Consider the following 18,437-nt stretch of genomic DNA (forward strand, 5'->3'; position numbering starts at 1 on the left):
TCAGGCATCGATCGACACCGGAAACGAAAAAGCCCCGCCAATGGCGGGGCTTTTTCATACGCGCAGGACTGACGGATCAGTCTTCGCGGTAACGACGCAGACGCAGGGCCTTGCCGGCAACGCGGGTGTCCTTGAGCTTGGTCAGCAGGCGCTCGAGGTTCTCTTCCGGCAGCTCGATCAGGCTGAAGGTCTCGCGGATCTGGATGCGGCCGATGGCCTCGCGGGACAGGCCACCCTCATTGAGGATTGCGCCCAGCAGGTTTTTCGCCTGCACGCCATCACGGGCGCCAAGAGCGGTACGGCAACGAGCCTTGCCTTCCGACGGCGGAGCCATGGTGCGGGGCGCGCCGCTGCGTTCCGGACGGTCGCCACGCTCGGGGCGATCGCCACGTTCGCTGCGCTCGTAACGGTCACCGCTGCGCTCACGCGGGGCGGCCGGGGTCAGCGGCTGTTCGCGACGGACCGATTCCAGGTCCAGCGCCTTGCCTTCGGTCAGCTTGGCCAGCAGGACGGCGGCCAGGGTATCCATATCGGTACCCAGGCGACGGCACAGCTCGTCACGCACGGCGCCACGGCTGGCAACGGCGTTGGCCAGCAGCGGTTGCAGGCCGGTGGCAAGGCGGTTCAGACGCGCTTCGAGGACGGTTTCGGCGTCCGGCAGGCGAACTTCGCCGACCTTCTGACCGGTTACACGCTCGATCACCTGCAGCATGCGGCGCTCACGCGGAGTCACCAGCAGCAGGGCGCGGCCTTCACGACCGGCACGGCCGGTACGGCCGATACGGTGTACGTAGGATTCCGGATCGTAGGGCATGTCCACGTTCAGTACGTGGGTGATGCGCGCCACGTCGAGGCCGCGGGCGGCAACGTCGGTGGCAATGACGATATCCAGCGAGCCGTCTTTCAGCGACTCGATCACGCGCTCACGCTGGGCCTGCGGCATGTCGCCGTTCAGCGCGGCGGCACGGTAGCCCTGGCGCTCGAGCAGCTCGGCGATGTCCAGGGTGGCCTGCTTGGTGCGGACGAAGCCGATCAGCGCGTCGAACTGCTCGACTTCCAGCAGACGCAGGATCGAGGCCGGCTTCTGGTCGGCGTGAACCATCAGGTGCGCCTGCTCGATGCGGGCGACAGTCTGGGTCTTGGCAGCGATGCGGACGTGCTTGGGTTCTTTCAGGTGGCGTTCGGCGATGCTGCGGATCGAGGCCGGCAGGGTCGCGGAGAACAGCACACTCTGGCGGCTGGACGGCATGGCTTCGAAGATCACTTCGAGGTCATCCATGAAGCCGAGTTTGAGCATCTCGTCCGCTTCGTCGAGCACCAGGCTCTTGACGGTGGACAGCAGGTTTTCGTCGCGACGCAGGTGGTCGCACAGGCGGCCCGGCGTGGCGACCACGACCTGAGCGCCCTGGCGCAGAGCCTTCAGCTGCGGGCCCATGGGCGCGCCACCGTAGACAGCAATGACGCCGACGCCCGGCATCTGCTTGGAGTAGGTTTCGAAAGCGGTAGCAACCTGCAGGGCCAGCTCGCGGGTCGGCACCAGCACCAGTACCTGCGGTACACGGCGGCTCGGCTCGATCTGCGACAGCATCGGCAGCGCAAAGGCAGCGGTCTTGCCGGTACCGGTCTGGGCCTGGCCGATCATGTCGTGGCCTTCGAGGATCACCGGGATCGACTGAGCCTGGATCGGCGACGGCTCTTCGTAACCGACAGCGGCAATGGCAGCGAGAACATTGGGGTGAAGACCGAGCGCGGCGAAGCCGGCGGTTTCCTGGGTCATGGGTTTTGCCTCTAAGTACATCCGCAAAGACCCAATAGCCGAGCTGCGCATGCCCTGTACGACAGTGAAGTCACCCAGGCAGCTGGAAGCGGGGATTTGCGAAATGAAGATTGGAAGAATGCGTCAAGGAAGTCCGCACTGCGGACACACAGACCGAGCCTGAAGCTACGGAAAAATGCGGGATCCGAAACGAGGCCAGCGTTTGGCCGGCGCGTATCATACCGGAAATTCCTGACCAATGTGTTTCTTTTCGGAACATGCCCGGCGAACGGTCATTGCGTGGACAACCCCGTTCGTGCCGGCTATACCGTGCAAGCCACCTGATGGGAGCCCGCCGATGACCGCCAGCAGCGAACCGCGCATCACAGTCGAACGCCATGACCATATCCTGCTGCTCGGCCTGAATCGGGTCGACAAGCGTAACGCCTTCGACCTGGAGATGCTCACCCAATTGGTGCTGGCCTTCGGCGAATACGAGCGCGACGATGAACTGCGCTGCGCCCTGGTATTCGCCCACGGCGAACATTTCACCGCCGGCCTGGACCTGGCCAACATCGGCGAGACCTTCCGCACCGGCTGGACGATGCCCGAAGGTTCGGCCGATCCCTGGGGCACCTTCGGCGGCCGCCGTTTGACCAAGCCACTGCTGGTGGCCGTGCAGGGCTACTGCTTCACCCTCGGCATCGAGCTCATGCTAGCGGCGGACATCAACCTGTGCGCCAGCAACGCGCGCTTCGCCCAACTCGAAGTACAGCGCGGTATCTTCCCTTTCGGCGGCGCCACGCTGCGAATGCATCAGGTGGCGGGCTGGGGCAACGCGATGCGCTGGCTACTCACTGGCGATCCCTTCGACGCCCACGAGGCCTACCGCATCGGCCTGGTGCAGGAAGTCACCGCCCCCGAAGAGCTGATGCCCCGCGCCTTGTGGCTGGCCCAGCGGGTCGCCGCCCAGGCGCCGCTGGGCATCCGCGCCACCCTGGCGTCGGCGCGCCGCAGCCTCGATGAGGGTGAGGAAGCCGCGGCGCGACTGCTGCCCGAGATGGCCAGCGAACTGCTGTCCACCGAGGATGCACAGGAGGGTTTGAGCGCCATGCTGGAGCGCCGTGAAGGCCGTTTCCAGGGCAAATGAGCGCAGCGGAAAAATGCAAACCCGAACCATCGTGCGAAAAGCGCTATATCCAAGGTATTAAAAACGCCTGGCAAGTCGCCATAATCCTTTAGTTTTCTCTTAACTATCAGATACTTGCCAGCCACAAAACGACTATATACAAGTTCCAATTTCGCGCCTGAAAACAAACCTCTAGAACTGACTCCAGAGCAGCTCAGCGACTCGCCGGATACCGACCGGACAGCCCGCTGACTGACGTTCTCATGGAGGAACTTCTCATGTCTGGCCCGATCCGCGTTTTCGCACTTTCCCTTCTCGTCGTCGCCCTGTCGCTGCAAGGTTGCAGCAGCCACGGCGGCAGCAGCCACCACCGCGCTTCCGACAGCAGTACCACCGACGACGGTTCCGGCTCCGGTGGTGATGGCAGCGGCGGCAGTGGTGGCACCGGTGGTGACGGCTCCGGTGGTACGGGTGGCACCGATGGCACTGGCGGCACCGGAGGCACTGGCGGAACAGGCGGGACCGGTGGGACTGACGGCACCGGAGGAACTGGCGGGACTGGCGGCACCGGTGGTACAGGCGGTACCGGTGGCGGCGACAACGGCGGTACCGACGGCGGCGGCACCACTCCTCCGCCAGCCAGCACCACTGGCAATATCCTGACCAATACCGGCGAAGCAGTATCCAACGTCGGCGACACGGTAAACACCGTGGGCGCCGTGGTGAAAACCGTCGACCTGCCGGTGCTGGGCAATGGCGTCACGCAGAATGCCGGCACCCTGATCCAGGAAGTCGGTGCCGGTGTGGATAGCGTCGGCAGCGGCGTCACCAATGGCCTCGGCCAGCTCGGCAACAACCCCAACGCTCTCGGCACCACAGTGGCCGGCGCTACCGGTCTGGTCAGCCATACCGGCGGCGCAGTCAGCAGCCTGGGCGACACCGTGGCCGCCATCGGCGATGCCCCGGTCCTGGCCAACACTCCGCTCAACGGCCTGACCGGGCAGGTCGGCGGGCTGGTGGACGGCGTCGGCGGCAAGATCACCATGCTCGGCGACTCTCTCAGCGGCGCGGTTACCACTGGCCCGCTGAGCCAGCTGACCACCCAGCTCAGCGGCACCACCGCGGGCCTGGTCGGCAAGGTCGAAGGAACCACTCGCGGCCTTGGCGCCGCCACCGGACTGGGAACGCCGGTGAACAACCTGTTGACCACCGTCGGCGGCGTTGTGACCCAGACAGGCAACCAGGTAGCCAGTGCGAATCCGGCGCTGGCGCCGGTCGGCGGAATCGTCAGCAATGCGGGTCAGGCAGTCAGCGCCACCGGCGGCTTGGTCAATGGCAGCAACCCGGGCGGCGGTCTGCTCGGCAGTGTCAGCGGCGCGCTGGGTGGCGCTGCTGGCGGCAGCAACCCGGTGGGCGGCGTGGTCAGCGGCGTGACCGGCGCGGTTGGCGGCATCACCGGTTCCCTGGGCGGCGCAACCGGCGGCAGCAATCCGGTGGGCGGCTTGGTCAACGGTGTGACCGGCGCAGTGGGCGGTATCACCGGATCGCTTGGCGGCGCAACCGGCGGCAGCAATCCGGTGGGCGGCCTGGTCAACGGTGTGACCGGCGCAGTGGGCGGTATCACCGGTTCGCTTGGCGGCGCCACTGGCGGCAGCAATCCGGTGGGCGGCCTGGTCAACGGCGTGGCAGGCACCCTCGGTGGCGTGACCAGCAGCCTCACCGGTGGCGGTGGCCTGGTCGCCGGGGCGGGCGTGGGTATCGGCAGCAATACCCAGGGCTCGGGTGTGGCAGTCGGCGCCGGTGCCGGTACGACTGGCGGTACCAGCGGTCAGGGAGGCCTGCTGGGCAATACGCTGGGCGCCGTGGGTGGCGCGCTGGGTGGTGTAACCGGCGGACTGGGCGGTGGATTGGCGATCGGTACGCCCAAGCAATAATCCGAATTACGCCCATACTGTAGTAGCCAGGAGCCGCCCACGGCTCCTGGTCTTTTAATAAGAAGATCGGTCTCATGGAGGAGCCAGATGCGCAGACTCGCTGTCCTTCCCCTGTTGTTGGCTGCACCCTTCGCCTGGGCCGAGCGCCCGATCCAGCTTCCCGGCTCCGATATCGAACAGACTCTCCCCCGCCCCAACCTTCCTGGCGGCGACATCCGCCCCAAGGCCCCCAAGGTCACCGCGCCAGAACCCTCCGCCACCCAACCCGGACAGATTCTCCAGCAACGCATCCGCATCAAGCGCATCGAGCTGGCCGGCGGCAAGCACTACCCCGTCGAGACCTGGAAACCGCTGCTGGAGCCGCTGACCAAGCGCACCATCCAGGTCAGCGAACTGGTGGCGGCGGCCAAGGCCATCACCCAGCGCTACCAGGACGACGGCTACTTCATCTCCTTTGCCTACGTGCCCAACCAGGACTTCCGCAGCGGCGTCGCGCGGATCGTGCTGGTCGAAGGCCATATCAGCCAGGTCCGCGCCGCGGGCGACCTGGGCGTGCACCAGATGCGCGTGGACCGCTGGATCGAGAAGCTGAAGGCGGAAAAGCCCCTGACCCGCGAGAGCTTCGAACGCTTCAGCGTGCTGATGAGCCGGGTGCCTGGCATGCAGATGGCCATGGCGCTCAACCCGCCAACCACCAGCGACGGCGGCGCCGTGCTGGAGCTGGCCGGCAAGCAGAAGCGCTTCGATACCGGGATGAACCTCGACTCGCGCCGCGGCGAGCAGCGCGGGCTGTTCAATGCCGAGGTGATGTCGATGCTCGGCTGGGGCGAGCAACTGCAGTTCAGTTACCTCTACCCGCCGGGCGACGACCACGAGTACTACCGCGCCTGGAACTACAGCCAGCTGCTGGGCGACAACGGCCTGCAACTGCTGGCCGGCTACAGCAAGTACAACTCGCGCCCCGGCGAGAACCTGCGCCTGGCCAGCGGCCTGGAATTCGAGCGCAAGCGGCAGAACGAGCGGGTCAGCGCCGGCCTGGGCATTCCGCTGGTGCTGCGCCGCGACCTGACCTGGGACCTCAACCTGCGCGGCTACACGGTCAACGACACCAGCACCTACGACCTGGTCTACCCGGCCATCCCCTTCCGCATCGAACAGAAGAGCAAGCTGCGCGTAGTGGGCATTGAAACCGTCGTCCAGCAATTCGCCGAGAAGCGCGTGCGCGCCGGCAGCATGGCGGTTTATCAGGGGCTCAATGGCATGGGCGCGGAAGCGCCGGAGCCGATCAAGAAGAACTTCACCCGCCTGCTCGGCTACGGCGCACAGCAGGACCAGTTCGGCTCCAACTGGCAGGGCGTGGTGACCGCCGCCTTCCAGTGGAGCGACGACGTGCTGCCCGATTCCGAGCAGGTCACCTACGGCGGCGGCAACTTCGGCCGCGGCTACCCGGACGACCAGGCCAGCGGCGACAAGGGCTGGGGCGCTTCGTACGAGGTGAACTATTCCTTCCTGCGGCAGGGCATGGTGCTCAACCAGATCCAGCCCTACTTCGTCGTCGACACCGCGCGCACCCGCTACAACCAGGACGGTCTGAGCGAAGGCAAGCTCGGCTCGGCAGCGCTCGGCGTACGCTTCTCCAACCGCAAGCACTACCTGGTGTCGATGGAGGTGGCCAAGCCATTCGGCGACCGCGCGCTGGACAACAACGAGCGCAGCCCGCGGCTGAATTTCGCCTTCAGCTACCAGATTCCCTGAGAACCTTGCAGAGAGTCACTGCGCCGGGCGCAGTGACTCGACGTAGGTGCGCAACGAGTAACCCAGCTTCGGCTCGAGCTGGCCGACGCGCTTCTTCAGACCGCGCAGGTTCAGCTCCTGATCCAGCTCGGCAGGGACGAAGACGATCACGTTGCCTTCGGGCACCGGGCACTCCCAGTAATGCCGGTTGAAGCGCCCGCGCAGCAGCGCGGCGCCCAGCGGCCGGCCATCATCGGTGCTCCACTGGTTGATCACCAGCCAACCACCTGGCCGCAGCCGCTCGCGGCAGGCACCGAGGAAATCCCAGCCAATATGAGCCGGCGCCGGCCCGGTATCGGTGTAGAGGTCGAGGAAGATCAGGTCCGCCGGCTCGCACTCGGCCAGCTCCTGTACTGCATCGCCAATGCGCAGGTTCAGGCGTTCATCCTCCACCAGGCCGAGATGCTCGCGAGCCAGGCGCGGAATGGATGGGCGCAGTTCGATGGCCTCCACGTCTTCCAGCGGCAGGTACTTCAGGCAGGCCTGGGTCAGGCTGCCAGCGCCGAAGCCGAGGAACAACGCACGGCGCGGACGCGAATGACACAGCGCACCGACCAGCATGGCGCGCGAGTAGTCGTACTCCAGCCAGCTCGGATCGCCCATCAGCACGCAGCTCTGCTCGACCTCGTCGCCGAACTCCAGATAGCGGAAGGCACCACTCTCCACGACGCGAATCACGCCGAAGTCATCGCGCTCCTCGACGATCAAAAGCTCTTCGCTCAGCAGCTCCTCGGTCATGTCCGGCTCCGGGCAGGAACAGCCATGACAATGCGGTCCGCCAGCTGTGGCGAACGGCACGGATTGCCATTGAAATACAGGGGCTCGCGCACGCAATAATCCTTCGCATCAAGACGGCCAACCACCACCACCCGGTCGGCAAAGCCGCAAGAATAACAGCCCAAGAGGCACAACCGAGCATGCGCCAGCGCAACGCCCTTCGCGATTCCGCCCAACGTCCCCCTCTCCCGCCGAATCCCCAGCTTCAGTGCGCGCCCGCGTGCTGCGCGGACGGCTGATCGCGCCAGAGCGCCAAGCAAAGAGTTCCCCTGGACAAGGATGTCCCCCCCTGATTGCACCCCAGCCACCACGCGCGGGGTAAAAGCCGAGCTGATACCATGGGCGGATACCGTCCACAGCCGCGAAGACCCCGCCGATGAGCCTGCCCTGGAGCCCCGATAGCTGGAGAAGCAAGCCGATCCAGCAACAGCCCGCCTACCCTGACGCCAACCGCGTGAGCGAAGTCGAGCGCACCCTCGCCAGCTTCCCGCCGCTGGTGTTCGCCGGCGAGGCACGCGAGCTGCGCCGGCAGTTCGCCGAGGTCACCGCCGGCCGCGCCTTCCTGCTGCAGGGCGGCGACTGCGCCGAGAGCTTCGCCGAGTTCTCCGCAGCGAAGATCCGCGACACCTTCAAGGTACTGCTGCAAATGGCCGTGGTGATGACGTTCGCTGCCGGCTGCCCGGTGGTGAAGGTCGGGCGCATGGCCGGGCAGTTCGCCAAGCCGCGCTCCTCCGGCGACGAAACCATCGGCGGCGTGACCCTGCCCGCCTACCGCGGCGATATCGTCAACGGCATCGGCTTTGACGAGAAGAGCCGCGTGCCGGACCCGGAGCGCCTGCTGCAGGCCTACCACCAGTCCACCGCCTCGCTGAACCTGTTGCGCGCTTTCGCCAATGGCGGCTTCGCCGACCTGCACCAGGTGCACCAGTGGAACCTCGACTTCATCGCCAACTCGGCGCTGTCCGAGCGCTACCAGCAGTTGGCCGACCGCATCGACGAAACCCTCGCCTTCATGCGTGCCTGCGGCCTGGATACCGCGCCGCAGTTGCGCGAGACCAGCTTCTTCACCGCCCACGAAGCGCTGCTGCTCAACTACGAGGAAGCCTTCATCCGTCGCGACAGCCTCACCGGCGGCTGGTACGACTGCTCGGCGCACATGCTGTGGATCGGCGACCGCACCCGCCAGCTCGATGGCGCCCACGTGGAAATGCTCCGCGGCGTCGGCAACCCCATCGGCGTAAAGGTCGGCCCAAGCATGGACAGCGAAGAGCTGATCCGCTTGATCGATATCCTCAATCCGGACAACGAGCCCGGCCGCCTCAACCTTATCGTGCGCATGGGCGCGGACAAGGTCGGCGACGGCCTGCCGCGGCTGATCCAGACGGTGCAGCGCGAGGGCAAGCAGGTGCTATGGAGCTCCGACCCCATGCACGGCAACACCATCAAGGCCTCCAGCGGCTACAAGACCCGTGACTTCGCGCGCATCCTCGCCGAGGTCCGGCAATTCTTCGAGGTGCACCAGGCCGAGGGCAGCTACGCAGGCGGCATCCACATCGAGATGACCGGGCAGAACGTCACCGAGTGCATCGGCGGAGCACGGCCGATTACCGAGGACGGCCTGAGCGACCGTTACCACACCCACTGCGACCCGCGCCTGAACGCGGACCAATCGCTGGAGCTGGCCTTCCTGATCGCCGAAACCCTGAAACAGGTTCGTCGCTGAATCCGACACGGGTCTCAGAGCAGTCCTAAAACCACTTCCCGCAATTGACGGTATCGGGGCGCCTACCTAGAGTGGCGCCCCGCGCGGCAGCCGCCGCACCATGGAAACCGTCAACCAAGGAAGATTCCGATGCAACTGCACCGCTCCCTGCTCGCCCTGCTGATCGGCGCCAGCGCCGCCCTCTCCGGCTGCCAGAACATGAACACCGACAGCCTCGTGCAGTCGGGCATGATGGCGATGAAGGCCGCCACCCTGAGCGACGCCGAGATCAAGCAGGTCGCCGACGAAGCCTGCGCCAAGCAGGACGCCGAAGCACAGATCGCGCCCGCCTCCAGCCCCTACACGCAGCGCCTGGACAAGATCGCCGCCGCCCTGGGCAATCCGCTTACCGGTACCGCAGTCAACTACAAGGTCTACCTCACCGACGACGTCAACGCCTTCGCCATGGCCAACGGCTGCGTGCGCGTTTACTCCGGCCTGATGGACCTGATGAACGACAACGAAGTGGAAGGCGTGCTCGGCCACGAGATCGGCCACGTCGCCCTGGGCCATATCAAGAAAGCCACCCAGACCGCCTACGCAGCCGCTGCCGCGCGCAACGCCGCTGCTGCCTCGGGCAATGCCACCGTGGCCGCGCTGTCACAGTCGCAGTTGGGCGAGATCGGCGAAGCGCTGGTCAATGCGCAGTTCTCCCAGTCCCAGGAGTCGGCGGCCGACGACTACTCCTTCGATCTGCTGAAGAAGCGCGGCATCGACCTCAACGGTCTGGCCAGCGCCTTCGACAAGCTGGCCAAGCTGAGTGGCGGCGAAGAGAGCAGCATGTTCGATTCGCACCCCGGCTCGCAGCAACGCGCGGACCACATCCGCAAGCGCATCGCGGCCGGCAAGTGAGCCCAGGCGGGCCTCTTCGGAGGCCCGTTCCTTTTCAAGCCTGCGCCAGCAGCCCTTGCAGCCGCTCGCCGGACGGCCGCCGGCAGTTCACTGCCACCCGCTCCAGCCCGAGCCAGTTCGCCATCTCGCCCAGTTGCTGCGCCAGCGCGGCATGCCCTTCATCGCCCAGCCCCTGTTCCTCTTCATGAACAGCATGCACGACCAGCTTTCCGGAGGCGCGATCGGAGCGCAGATCGACCCGCGCGGCCAGGCGCTCGTCGAACAGGAAGGGCAGCACGTAGTAGCCATAAACGCGCTTGTGCTGCGGCGTGTAGATCTCCAGGCGGTAGCGGAAGTCGAACAGGCGCTCGGTGCGGGCGCGCTCCCAGACCAGCGAATCGAATGGCGAGAGCAAGGCACTGGCGCGCACCCGGCGAGGAATAACGGAATCCGCCAGGCAGTACGCCGGCGCCTGCCAGCCCTGGACCTGCACCGGCAATAGCTCGCCTGCCTCCACCAATTCGGCCAGGCGCGCCTTGCTGTCAGCCGGGTCCAGGCGGAAGTAATCGCGCAGGTCCTTCTCGGTAGACACACCCAGCGCCTGTGCCGAATGCAGTAGCAATTGGCGCTGCGCCTCGGCTTCGTCCAGTTCGGGCTGCTGCAGCAGATCGGCAGGCAGGACGCGCTCCGGCAAATCGTACAGACGCTCGAACCCGCGCCGCCCGGCAACCGTCACCTCGCCAGCGGCGAACAGCCACTCCAGCGCGTGCTTCTCGTCGCTCCAGTCCCACCAGGGGCCGGCACGCTCTTCGCGAGTGGTCAGGCTGCCGGCCCCCAACGCACCTTGCTCGCGCACAGCGCCGAGTACCCGCTGGATCACCGGTTGCTGTTCGCGCCCGAAGCGCGCCAGCTGCTGGTAGATGCCACGCCCCTCGGCCGCGCGGCGCATGCGCCAGCGCATCAGTGGGTAGAGTGCCAGCGGCAGCAACGAAGCTTCATGCCCCCAGTATTCGAACAGCCGGCGATGCCGCCCGCCGCTCCAGGCTGCCTCCTCCAGCAAGCTCGGCGAATAGTTGCCCAGGCGCGAGAACAGCGGCAGGTAATGCGAGCGCACCAGCGCGTTCACCGAGTCGATCTGCAGCACGCCCAGGCGCTCCAGCAGGCTGCGCACGTGGCGGCGCTGCACCTCTGCGCCGGGCTTGCGCAGGGTGAAGCCCTGGGCGGCCAGGGCCAGTCGGCGGGCCTGCTTGAGGGACAAGGATTCGACGGTCGGCATCGTGAACTCCAAGGCTGGACAAGCCCTAGAGCCTAACTCCAATCGCAATGCCTGGCTGCATCAGGCGGGTTCGCCGAGCCGCTCGGGTACGAGAAACGGACGGGCGAAGGTGAAGACATCCGCTGAGGGGCCTTCTGTTCGCAGACGCTCCAGGCGGTCGCGAGCCATCTGCACATCGGGCAGTTCGCCTTCGGGCAGCCACCAGAGCGCCAGACTGGGGGCGGACAGGCGTTCCATCCAGTCGCGCTTGTTGCGCAACACCTGCAGGTGCTCGCCACCATAGACGTAGTCCTTGAGCGTCTCGACCGACTCCCAGACGGAAAGGTTGACGATGATCAGCGGATCGTCGAAGACGCGGATGGAGGTGGCATCGCCCTCCTCCGTCTGCAGGCGCCAGATGAAACCGGGGCTGCGCTCGGCAAGGGCATTGATGTGGTCAAGCTGGTCGACGAAACCCTTCATCAGGGGGTGATCCAGCGGGGCGCGAGCCTTGGCAATGTTGACCTGGGCGAGATGGTAGGACGTGGACATGGGCTTCCTTGTCATGCTTCTTCAATCATGAGCACGGGCGACACGGCGAGGGTCCGTGCCGCCCGGCCTGTTCAATGTGGAAGAACTCAGCGGCGGACATAATCCATCCAGAACGGGCGCTCGACTTCCTGCTGGATATCGGCGCGGGTCAAGCCGATGTCCTTGAGCGCCTCATCACTCATGGTCGCCAGTTCACGGCGCTGGCGGGCCAGTTCATGCCAGTGCAGGACACGCTGCAAGGCGCGCTTCCACAGCGGCGCGGCTGCGGTTTTGCGAACAGAAGTTCTTTGGACATGGTAGGACGCTGCTACGAAACCAAGTTGACCTTTCATCATGCTTCCCTCCCAGTGGGGTTGGATGCAGTTTCACGCTCGCGCTAAGATCAATCCAACGAATCATTCTTATGCGACCCATCTCGGAGATTGATGAATGAGCAGCTTCCCCAGCATCGACAGCGAACTGCTGCGCACCTTCGTCGCCATCGCCGACCACGGCGGCTTCACCCGCGCGGCCGAGATGGTCAACCGCACCCAGTCCGCGGTGAGCATGCAGATGAAACGCCTGGAAGAAGACGTGCTGGAGCGCAGCCTGTTCGAGCGCGACGGCCGCCAGGTGCGGCTGACACCTGAGGGGCAGATCCTGCTGGGCTACGCGCGGCGCATCCTGCGATTGCAGGGCGAGGTGTTCAACACCTTCCGCCAGCCGCACATGGTCGGCTCGGTGAAGATCGGCACGCCGGATGACTACGTCATGCGATTCCTGCCGACCATACTTTCGCGCTTCGCCGAGGCCTACCCGCTGGTGCAAGTGGAAGTGCACTGCGATTCCTCCGCACAATTGCTGATGCGTAACGACCTGGACCTGTCGATCGTCACCCGCGAGCCGGGCACCGAGATCGGCCAGTTGCTGCGCCAGGAAGACTTCGTCTGGATGGCCGCCGAGAGCTTCTGCCCGCAGGACCAGCGCCCGCTGCCGCTGGCGATGTTCAACACCGCCTGCTTCTGCCGCGCCTGGGCCTGCAATGCGCTGGAGGCGATGGAGGTGGACTACCGCATTGCCTACAGCAGCCCGAGTCTGTCCGCCCTCTTCGCCGTGGCCAACGCCGGCCTGGCAGTGACCGCGCAATTGCGCAGCCTGCTCACCGGCAACCTGCGCATCATCGGCGAGGACGAAGGCCTGCCAGTGCTGCCCAACGCCAGCATCGTGCTGCTGCGCGGGCAGAAGATGACCCCGGTGACCGACAAGCTGGCCGAGTACATTGTCGAGGGCTTCCGCTCATAAGGCGGTTCAACGCACTGCCAGCAGCACCGCACAGACGATCAGGAACGCACTGAAGGCCATGCGCAACTGACGCTCGGGCAGCGCATGGGCCAGGCGCACGCCCCAGGAAATGCTCACCAGCCCGCCCAGCGCCAACGCGGTGCCCATGCGCCAGTCCACATGGCCGTGCACCGCATAGGTTGCCAGCGCCACGCCCGTGCTGGGCGCCGCCAGAGCCAGTGCCAGCCCTTGTGCGATCACCTGGGTCAGGCCGAATACCGAGGTCAGCACCGGCGTCGCCAGCACTCCGCCCCCCACACCGAATAGCCCGCCTAGCGAACCCGCGCCCAGCCCCAGCACGCCCATCCACGGCAGGCCGTAGCGCGGCGTGCTGCCGCCCTGGGGCACATGCTGGAACAGGCGCACCAGCAGATAGAGCGCCAGCAGCACGAGGAAGACCACAAAGGCAGTGCGCATGCTGCGGGCGTCCAGGTTCACCGCAATGCTCGAAGCAAAGAATGCGCAGACCAGGCCGGTCAGCGCCAATACGCCGGCCTGGGCGAAATCGATGCGATTGCGCTGGTGGTATCGCCAGATCGCCAGCAGCACGTTTGGCACCACCATCACCAGCGCAGTGCCCTGTGCCAGTTGCTGGTCCAGCCCGAACAGCACCCCCAGCGCAGGAATCGCCAGCAGCCCGCCGCCGATGCCGAACAGCCCACCCAGGCTGCCCAGGACGACGCCTAGCAGAAAGTCCAGAACCAGGTCCCACATCACGCACCTCCACAACAGTGCGACCATCCTAGAAAACCCCGGCTGGATGGGAAACGCAAAGCGCAGCACAATGGCTTTGCGTTATTTGCAAAGAGAAAGCGCCCGCGCAGCGCAAGGAACAACCGCCATGAACCCTTCCAGCCTCGAAGACCAACTCGACCTTTACCTGGATGTGCTCGACAACGGCAGCTTCTCCGCTGCCGCCCGCCTGCGCCAGCTCACCCCGTCGGCCGTGGCGCGACGCATGGATGCCCTGGAGCACGGCTTGGGCTCGACCCTGCTGGTCCGCAGCACCCACAACGTACGTGCCACGCCGGCAGGCCTGGCGTTCGCAGAACGGGCACGGCGGATCGTCAGCGAGCTGCGCCAGGCGCGAGCGGAAGCGGTATCGCTGAGCACCGCCCCGGAAGGCCTGATCCGCATCGACGCCCCGGTGCCCTTCGGCCGCCGCCACCTGGCGCCGGCACTGGCGGACTTTCTCACCGCCAATCCCGGCCTGGACGTGCAACTGCGGCTGATCGACAGCTTCACCGATACCCGCGGGGAGAACCTCGGCCAGGTCGATCTGGTCCTGCGTATCGGCACCCTGCCCGACAGCCGCCTGGTCGCCACGCGACTGGCGCCCATGCGCCGGATCGTCTGCGCCAGCCCCGCCTACCTGCGGCAACACGGCAGGCCGGCTTCACCCCTGGAGCTGCCTGAACACATCGGCCTCGACTGGGAAGGCCTGGCGCCGCCGCTGGCCTGGCGCTTCCTTCTCGACGGCAAGCTGCAACATCTGCGGCCGCGCCGATTGCGGATGACCGCCAACAATGCCGAAACCCTGGTGGAGGGCGCACTGCAGGGGATCGGACTGGCTCACCTGCCCACCTGGCTGTGCAGTGAATACCTGATCAGCGGCCAGCTGCGGCCATTGTTCTGCGAGAACGGCCTTCCTGAACCGGAGCCCGGCGTCATCCATGCATTGCGCCTGGAGCGCGGCACCCACCCGCGTAGCGAACGCTTGCTGGCCTTCCTGTTGAAGCGCTTCGGCTTTCCGCCGCCCTGGGATGCCGCCCTGGAAGAAGCGCTGTTCAAGAATTAACCGCCGCGCTAAATTAATGCGCAATCACCTCTTAGCTTCGAGTGCCCAGCCAGGAGCACGCCATGACCAAGCCAGACCCGACCTGCGAAGCCCTCAAGCTGGATAACCAGCTGTGCTTTGCCCTCTACTCCACCTCCCTGCAAATGACCAAGGTCTACAAGCCGCTGTTGCAGGAGCTGGGACTTACCTACCCGCAGTACATCGCCATGCTGGTGCTGTGGGAAGAAGACGGCATCACCGTGGGCGAGATCAGCTCACGCATGCTCACCGACCCTGGCTCTCTTACGCCCCTGCTCAAGCGCCTGGAGGCCGAGGGCCTGATCACCCGCACCCGCAGCCAGGCGGACGAACGCGTGGTGCAACTGCGCCTGACCGACAAGGGGCGAGAGCTGCGCCGACAGGCGGAGAGCATTCCGGCCTGCATCCTGGCCAGCAGCGGTCTAACGTTGGACAGTCTGAAGCGTCTCCAGGAGGAGCTCGTGGACCTGCGCGGGCACCTGCAAGCCCCGTAATCCGGCGCTTATGCCAAAGCTGCAGGTTCCTTAGTCAGAAATCTTCCAATAATTATCTTGCGCACCAAATTAAATAGAACTAACTTTTATCTCACGAACTGCTTAGCGCACAAAACATTAAGCAGCAAGGCATTCTCAACCAGACCTACCTGACAGCGAATCGGAGACCACCATGCAAACCATCAAAGCCCTCTACACCGCCACCGCTACCGCCACCGGAGGCCGTGACGGCCGTGCCGTTTCCTCGGACGGCATCCTCGACGTGAAACTGTCCACCCCGCGCGAACTGGGCGGTGCGGGCGGCGAAGCGACCAACCCGGAACAACTGTTCGCCGCCGGCTACTCGGCCTGCTTCATCGGCGCCATCAAGTTCGTCGCCAGCCAGAGCAAGAAGCAGATCCCCGCGGACGCCTCGATCACCGGCAAGGTCGGCATCGGCCAGATCCCCGGCGGTTTCGGCCTGGAAGTGGAACTGAACATCAACCTGCCGGGCCTGGACCAGGCCGAGGCCGAAGAGCTGGTCGCCAAGGCCCACCAGGTCTGCCCCTACTCCAACGCCACCCGCGGCAACATCGACGTGCGCCTGAACGTCAGCGTCTGATTCAGCTCGCACCCCTAGCCGCAGAAACGAAAAAGCCCGGCATCAGCCGGGCTTTTTTGTGTCTCGGATCAGGCTCAGGCCTTGACGCGGGACTTGTACTCGCCAGTGCGGGTATCGATTTCGATCGAGTCGCCGATTTCGCAGAAGGCGGAAACCTGGACTTCAGCACCGTTCTTCAGGCGAGCGGTCTTCATCACTTTACCGGAGGTGTCGCCACGGACAGCCGGCTCGGTGTAGACGATTTCGCGAACGATGGTGGTCGGCAGTTCAACGGAGATGACTTTCTCGTTGTAGAAGACGGCTTCGCAGACGTCGGTCATGCCGTCTTCGATGAAGGTCAGCACGCCTTCCAGATCGTCTTTCTCGATCTCGTACTGGTTGAACTCGGTGTCCATGAAGACATACAGCGGGTCCGCGAAGTAGGAGTAGGTTACTTCCTTGCGATCGAGGATGATCGGCTCCAGCTTGTCGTCGGCCTTGAACACGGTCTCGGTGCCGGCACCGGTCAGCAGGTTCTTCAGCTTCATCTTGACGACCGCGGAGTTACGGCCGGACTTGTTGAACTCGGCCTTCTGGATGACCCAGGGGGCGCCATTGATGTTGGCAACCTGGCCAGCGCGGAACTCTTGTGCGGTTTTCATACGATTATCCGATTGGATTGGAGACAAAAATCAGGGGCCATATCATAGCCAATTTGTATAAAAACGCACCAGCCCCGCGGCAAGATCGGTTTGTTCGCTCAGCCGCCGCTGCCAATTGCCAATCCACGCAGCCCACTCCGGCAGCCGGCTTTCCAGCTTTTGCCAGGCATCGCCGATATCACCCTGACCATTCCAGGCCATCCAGAAGGACTGCAACTCCACCCGCAGCGCCTCATCCATCCCCTCGCCGAACAGGGCCAGGAAGGCCTCCAGCTTCTCCAGGTGGATATCCTCATCCTGTTGATAGATGTGCCAGACGAATGGCCGCCCCGCCCATTGCGCCCGCACGAACGAATCCTCGCCACGCACCGCGTTGAAATCGCAACTCCACAGCAGCGGGTCGTAGTCTTCCTGGCGCACGAAGGGCAGCACCTGCAGGCGCAGGGCATTCTTCTGGTACTGCTGCCCCACTCCCAGCGTCTGCCCCGCCCAGCGCTCGACATCGGCGACCACCCTACCCTCCGGCACCAGCAACAAGGTGGCGACAGTGCCCACGGCCAATGCATCCAGCCAGTCGCCCAATGCAGCATTCTCATAGGCGAACAGGGAAATGCACCGCTCCTGCGCACGCGGGTGTACACCGAGCCCCCCAAGGAAACGAAGGCTCGCAGAAGGATCGGCCTGGAAGGCATCGCGCCGGGCGATCAGGTCGCCCTCGCGCAGCAGCCCACCCGTGGCCGGAGTGAATCCGGGAAAATAGAAGTACTTCTGCAAGCCGCTGGGCTGCAAGGACGGCAAGCCGTGGCAGGACTCCACCCAGGACTCGGCGCTGAGGTATTCCAGGTTCAGCCACAGAGGCGGCGTCTGGCGCCGACTCATCGCCTCTATATAGGCAGCCGGCATCTCACAGGCGAAGGCCTCGATCACCACGTCCGCCGCCGCAGCACTCTGCCAGGGCTTCGGCCACAGGCGAACTTCCACGCCCGCCTGCCACTGCGATGCGGCCCCACTATCAGCCGCTGGACAGATGCGAGCGAAGGCCGAGACGTCGTCGACCCACAGCCGCACCTGCTGCCGATGCTCGCCCGCCAGTTGGCGCGCCAGCCGCCAGGTGACGCCGATATCGCCATAGTTGTCGACTACGCTGCAGAAGATATCCCAGCTGGCCATGCGCTTCCCCGCGGATCAGAAGGCGCCAGTGTACCCGAGATCCTGGCCGCGCTCGTTAAGCCGATGAATCCCTTGGAAAAAATTTTCAAAAAAGATTTGCCAAGGAGAAAACCTTTGAGTAAAGTGCGCGCCTCGACAGACACAGCGCTGTCGAGAAATCTGGTGAGGTGTCCGAGCGGTTGAAGGAGCACGCCTGGAAAGTGTGTATACGAGAAATCGTATCGAGGGTTCGAATCCCTCCCTCACCGCCAGATTCATGAAAAAGCCCGGCTAAGCAATTAGCCGGGCTTTTTCGTTTTCCCCTTCACACTTTCTTCACCTGTTGCGGCCTAGTTGCAAGTTGTCAGTTGGACAAATGCACAACGGCGATTAAACAGTTGTTCGATCATTGTCGACAGTCATCTGACAGCTTGGTTCCGCCCACTGGAAACCAGCCTCAACCCCCGCCTGACACCTGTTGGAAACACTCCTTTGCCAGATTGGACAGTTTTTGCCCAAATCGGCCTCGGATAACTGCTAACAGCACCCGTAACATGAAAAAAAAGTGCCGTACTTGCGCTTGGTCAGTTTACTTACTACAAGTAATGGGTACTATGTAGTCCGGC

Annotated in this window: 16 protein-coding genes, 1 tRNA gene and 1 pseudogene; 10 read left to right on the forward strand and 8 right to left on the reverse strand. The window is 64.7% G+C overall.

The features are described 5' to 3' along the window. Positions 1-76: 76 nt before the first annotated feature. Positions 77-1,812, reverse strand: a pseudogene (locus ACNFH5_RS18965) (DEAD/DEAH box helicase). 302 nt (positions 1,813-2,114) lie between these two features. Here ACNFH5_RS18965 and ACNFH5_RS18970 point away from each other — a divergent pair. The 3 genes from ACNFH5_RS18970 (at position 2,115) to ACNFH5_RS18980 (ending at position 6,574) form a co-directional block, all read left to right on the forward strand. Further along, on the forward strand, positions 2,115-2,906 hold the full coding sequence (locus tag ACNFH5_RS18970) for a crotonase/enoyl-CoA hydratase family protein (protein WP_416748551.1): 792 nt from the start codon (positions 2,115-2,117) through the stop codon (positions 2,904-2,906). 257 nt (positions 2,907-3,163) lie between these two features. Beyond that, positions 3,164-4,819 carry a collagen-like triple helix repeat-containing protein gene (locus tag ACNFH5_RS18975; protein WP_416748553.1) on the forward strand — a complete coding sequence of 552 codons (1,656 nt, stop codon included), beginning with the start codon at positions 3,164-3,166 and terminating at the stop codon, positions 4,817-4,819. Positions 4,820-4,906: 87 nt separating this feature from the next. Then, entirely contained in the window at positions 4,907-6,574 is a 1,668-nt protein-coding gene (locus ACNFH5_RS18980) for a ShlB/FhaC/HecB family hemolysin secretion/activation protein (RefSeq protein WP_416748556.1), read from the forward strand. A gap of 15 nt (positions 6,575-6,589) precedes the next feature. Here the strand turns inward: ACNFH5_RS18980 and ACNFH5_RS18985 are convergent, their stop codons facing one another. Then, positions 6,590-7,351, reverse strand: a complete 762-nt coding sequence (locus ACNFH5_RS18985) for a spermidine synthase (protein WP_416748558.1) — start codon at positions 7,349-7,351, stop codon at positions 6,590-6,592. A 415-nt stretch (positions 7,352-7,766) separates the two neighbouring features. Between ACNFH5_RS18985 and ACNFH5_RS18990 the strand changes: the two genes are divergently transcribed. Both ACNFH5_RS18990 and ACNFH5_RS18995 read left to right on the forward strand, forming a co-directional pair. Further along, positions 7,767-9,113, forward strand: a complete 1,347-nt coding sequence (locus ACNFH5_RS18990; RefSeq protein WP_416748560.1) for a class II 3-deoxy-7-phosphoheptulonate synthase — start codon at positions 7,767-7,769, stop codon at positions 9,111-9,113. Positions 9,114-9,242: 129 nt separating this feature from the next. Continuing rightward, positions 9,243-10,004 (forward strand): M48 family metalloprotease, encoded by a 762-nt coding sequence (locus tag ACNFH5_RS18995; protein WP_416748562.1) that lies wholly within the window; start codon positions 9,243-9,245, stop codon positions 10,002-10,004. Positions 10,005-10,038: 34 nt separating this feature from the next. Here the strand turns inward: ACNFH5_RS18995 and ACNFH5_RS19000 are convergent, their stop codons facing one another. The 3 genes from ACNFH5_RS19000 to ACNFH5_RS19010 form a co-directional block, all read right to left on the reverse strand. After that, a complete protein-coding gene (locus ACNFH5_RS19000; RefSeq protein ID WP_416748564.1) occupies positions 10,039-11,259 on the reverse strand; it encodes a winged helix-turn-helix domain-containing protein in 1,221 nt (406 codons plus the stop codon). 60 nt (positions 11,260-11,319) lie between these two features. After that, on the reverse strand, positions 11,320-11,790 hold the full coding sequence (locus ACNFH5_RS19005) for a DUF3291 domain-containing protein (RefSeq protein ID WP_416748566.1): 471 nt from the start codon (positions 11,788-11,790) through the stop codon (positions 11,320-11,322). An 86-nt stretch (positions 11,791-11,876) separates the two neighbouring features. Next, positions 11,877-12,122 (reverse strand): DUF1127 domain-containing protein, encoded by a 246-nt coding sequence (locus ACNFH5_RS19010; RefSeq protein ID WP_416748678.1) that lies wholly within the window; start codon positions 12,120-12,122, stop codon positions 11,877-11,879. Positions 12,123-12,219: 97 nt separating this feature from the next. On the opposite strand from ACNFH5_RS19010, the gene ACNFH5_RS19015 reads away from it, so the two are divergent. Further along, entirely contained in the window at positions 12,220-13,071 is an 852-nt protein-coding gene (locus ACNFH5_RS19015) for a LysR family transcriptional regulator (protein ID WP_416748568.1), read from the forward strand. 6 nt (positions 13,072-13,077) lie between these two features. Here the strand turns inward: ACNFH5_RS19015 and ACNFH5_RS19020 are convergent, their stop codons facing one another. Next, a complete protein-coding gene (locus ACNFH5_RS19020; protein WP_416748570.1) occupies positions 13,078-13,824 on the reverse strand; it encodes a sulfite exporter TauE/SafE family protein in 747 nt (248 codons plus the stop codon). A gap of 127 nt (positions 13,825-13,951) precedes the next feature. On the opposite strand from ACNFH5_RS19020, the gene ACNFH5_RS19025 reads away from it, so the two are divergent. The 3 genes from ACNFH5_RS19025 (at position 13,952) to ACNFH5_RS19035 (ending at position 16,021) form a co-directional block, all read left to right on the forward strand. Continuing rightward, on the forward strand, positions 13,952-14,908 hold the full coding sequence (locus ACNFH5_RS19025; protein WP_416748571.1) for a LysR family transcriptional regulator: 957 nt from the start codon (positions 13,952-13,954) through the stop codon (positions 14,906-14,908). A gap of 62 nt (positions 14,909-14,970) precedes the next feature. Further along, positions 14,971-15,420 (forward strand): MarR family winged helix-turn-helix transcriptional regulator, encoded by a 450-nt coding sequence (locus tag ACNFH5_RS19030; protein WP_416748573.1) that lies wholly within the window; start codon positions 14,971-14,973, stop codon positions 15,418-15,420. A gap of 172 nt (positions 15,421-15,592) precedes the next feature. Next, the gene (locus tag ACNFH5_RS19035; protein ID WP_138214829.1) at positions 15,593-16,021 is read left to right on the forward strand and encodes an organic hydroperoxide resistance protein; all 429 of its coding nucleotides are present in this window, start codon (positions 15,593-15,595) and stop codon (positions 16,019-16,021) included. 74 nt (positions 16,022-16,095) lie between these two features. Here ACNFH5_RS19035 and efp read toward each other — a convergent pair whose 3' ends face one another. Both efp and earP read right to left on the reverse strand, forming a co-directional pair. After that, a complete protein-coding gene (efp, locus tag ACNFH5_RS19040; RefSeq protein ID WP_017517001.1) occupies positions 16,096-16,662 on the reverse strand; it encodes an elongation factor P in 567 nt (188 codons plus the stop codon). A gap of 42 nt (positions 16,663-16,704) precedes the next feature. Continuing rightward, complete coding sequence (earP, locus tag ACNFH5_RS19045) at positions 16,705-17,832, reverse strand: elongation factor P maturation arginine rhamnosyltransferase EarP (protein ID WP_416748576.1); 1,128 nt, start codon at positions 17,830-17,832, stop codon at positions 16,705-16,707. 161 nt (positions 17,833-17,993) lie between these two features. Between earP and ACNFH5_RS19050 the strand changes: the two genes are divergently transcribed. After that, positions 17,994-18,083 (forward strand) — tRNA-Ser (locus ACNFH5_RS19050). Positions 18,084-18,437: the final 354 nt, after the last annotated feature.

The sequence above is a fragment of the Pseudomonas sp. NY15435 genome (assembly GCF_048068295.1).
Taxonomy (GTDB): Bacteria; Pseudomonadota; Gammaproteobacteria; order Pseudomonadales; family Pseudomonadaceae; genus Pseudomonas.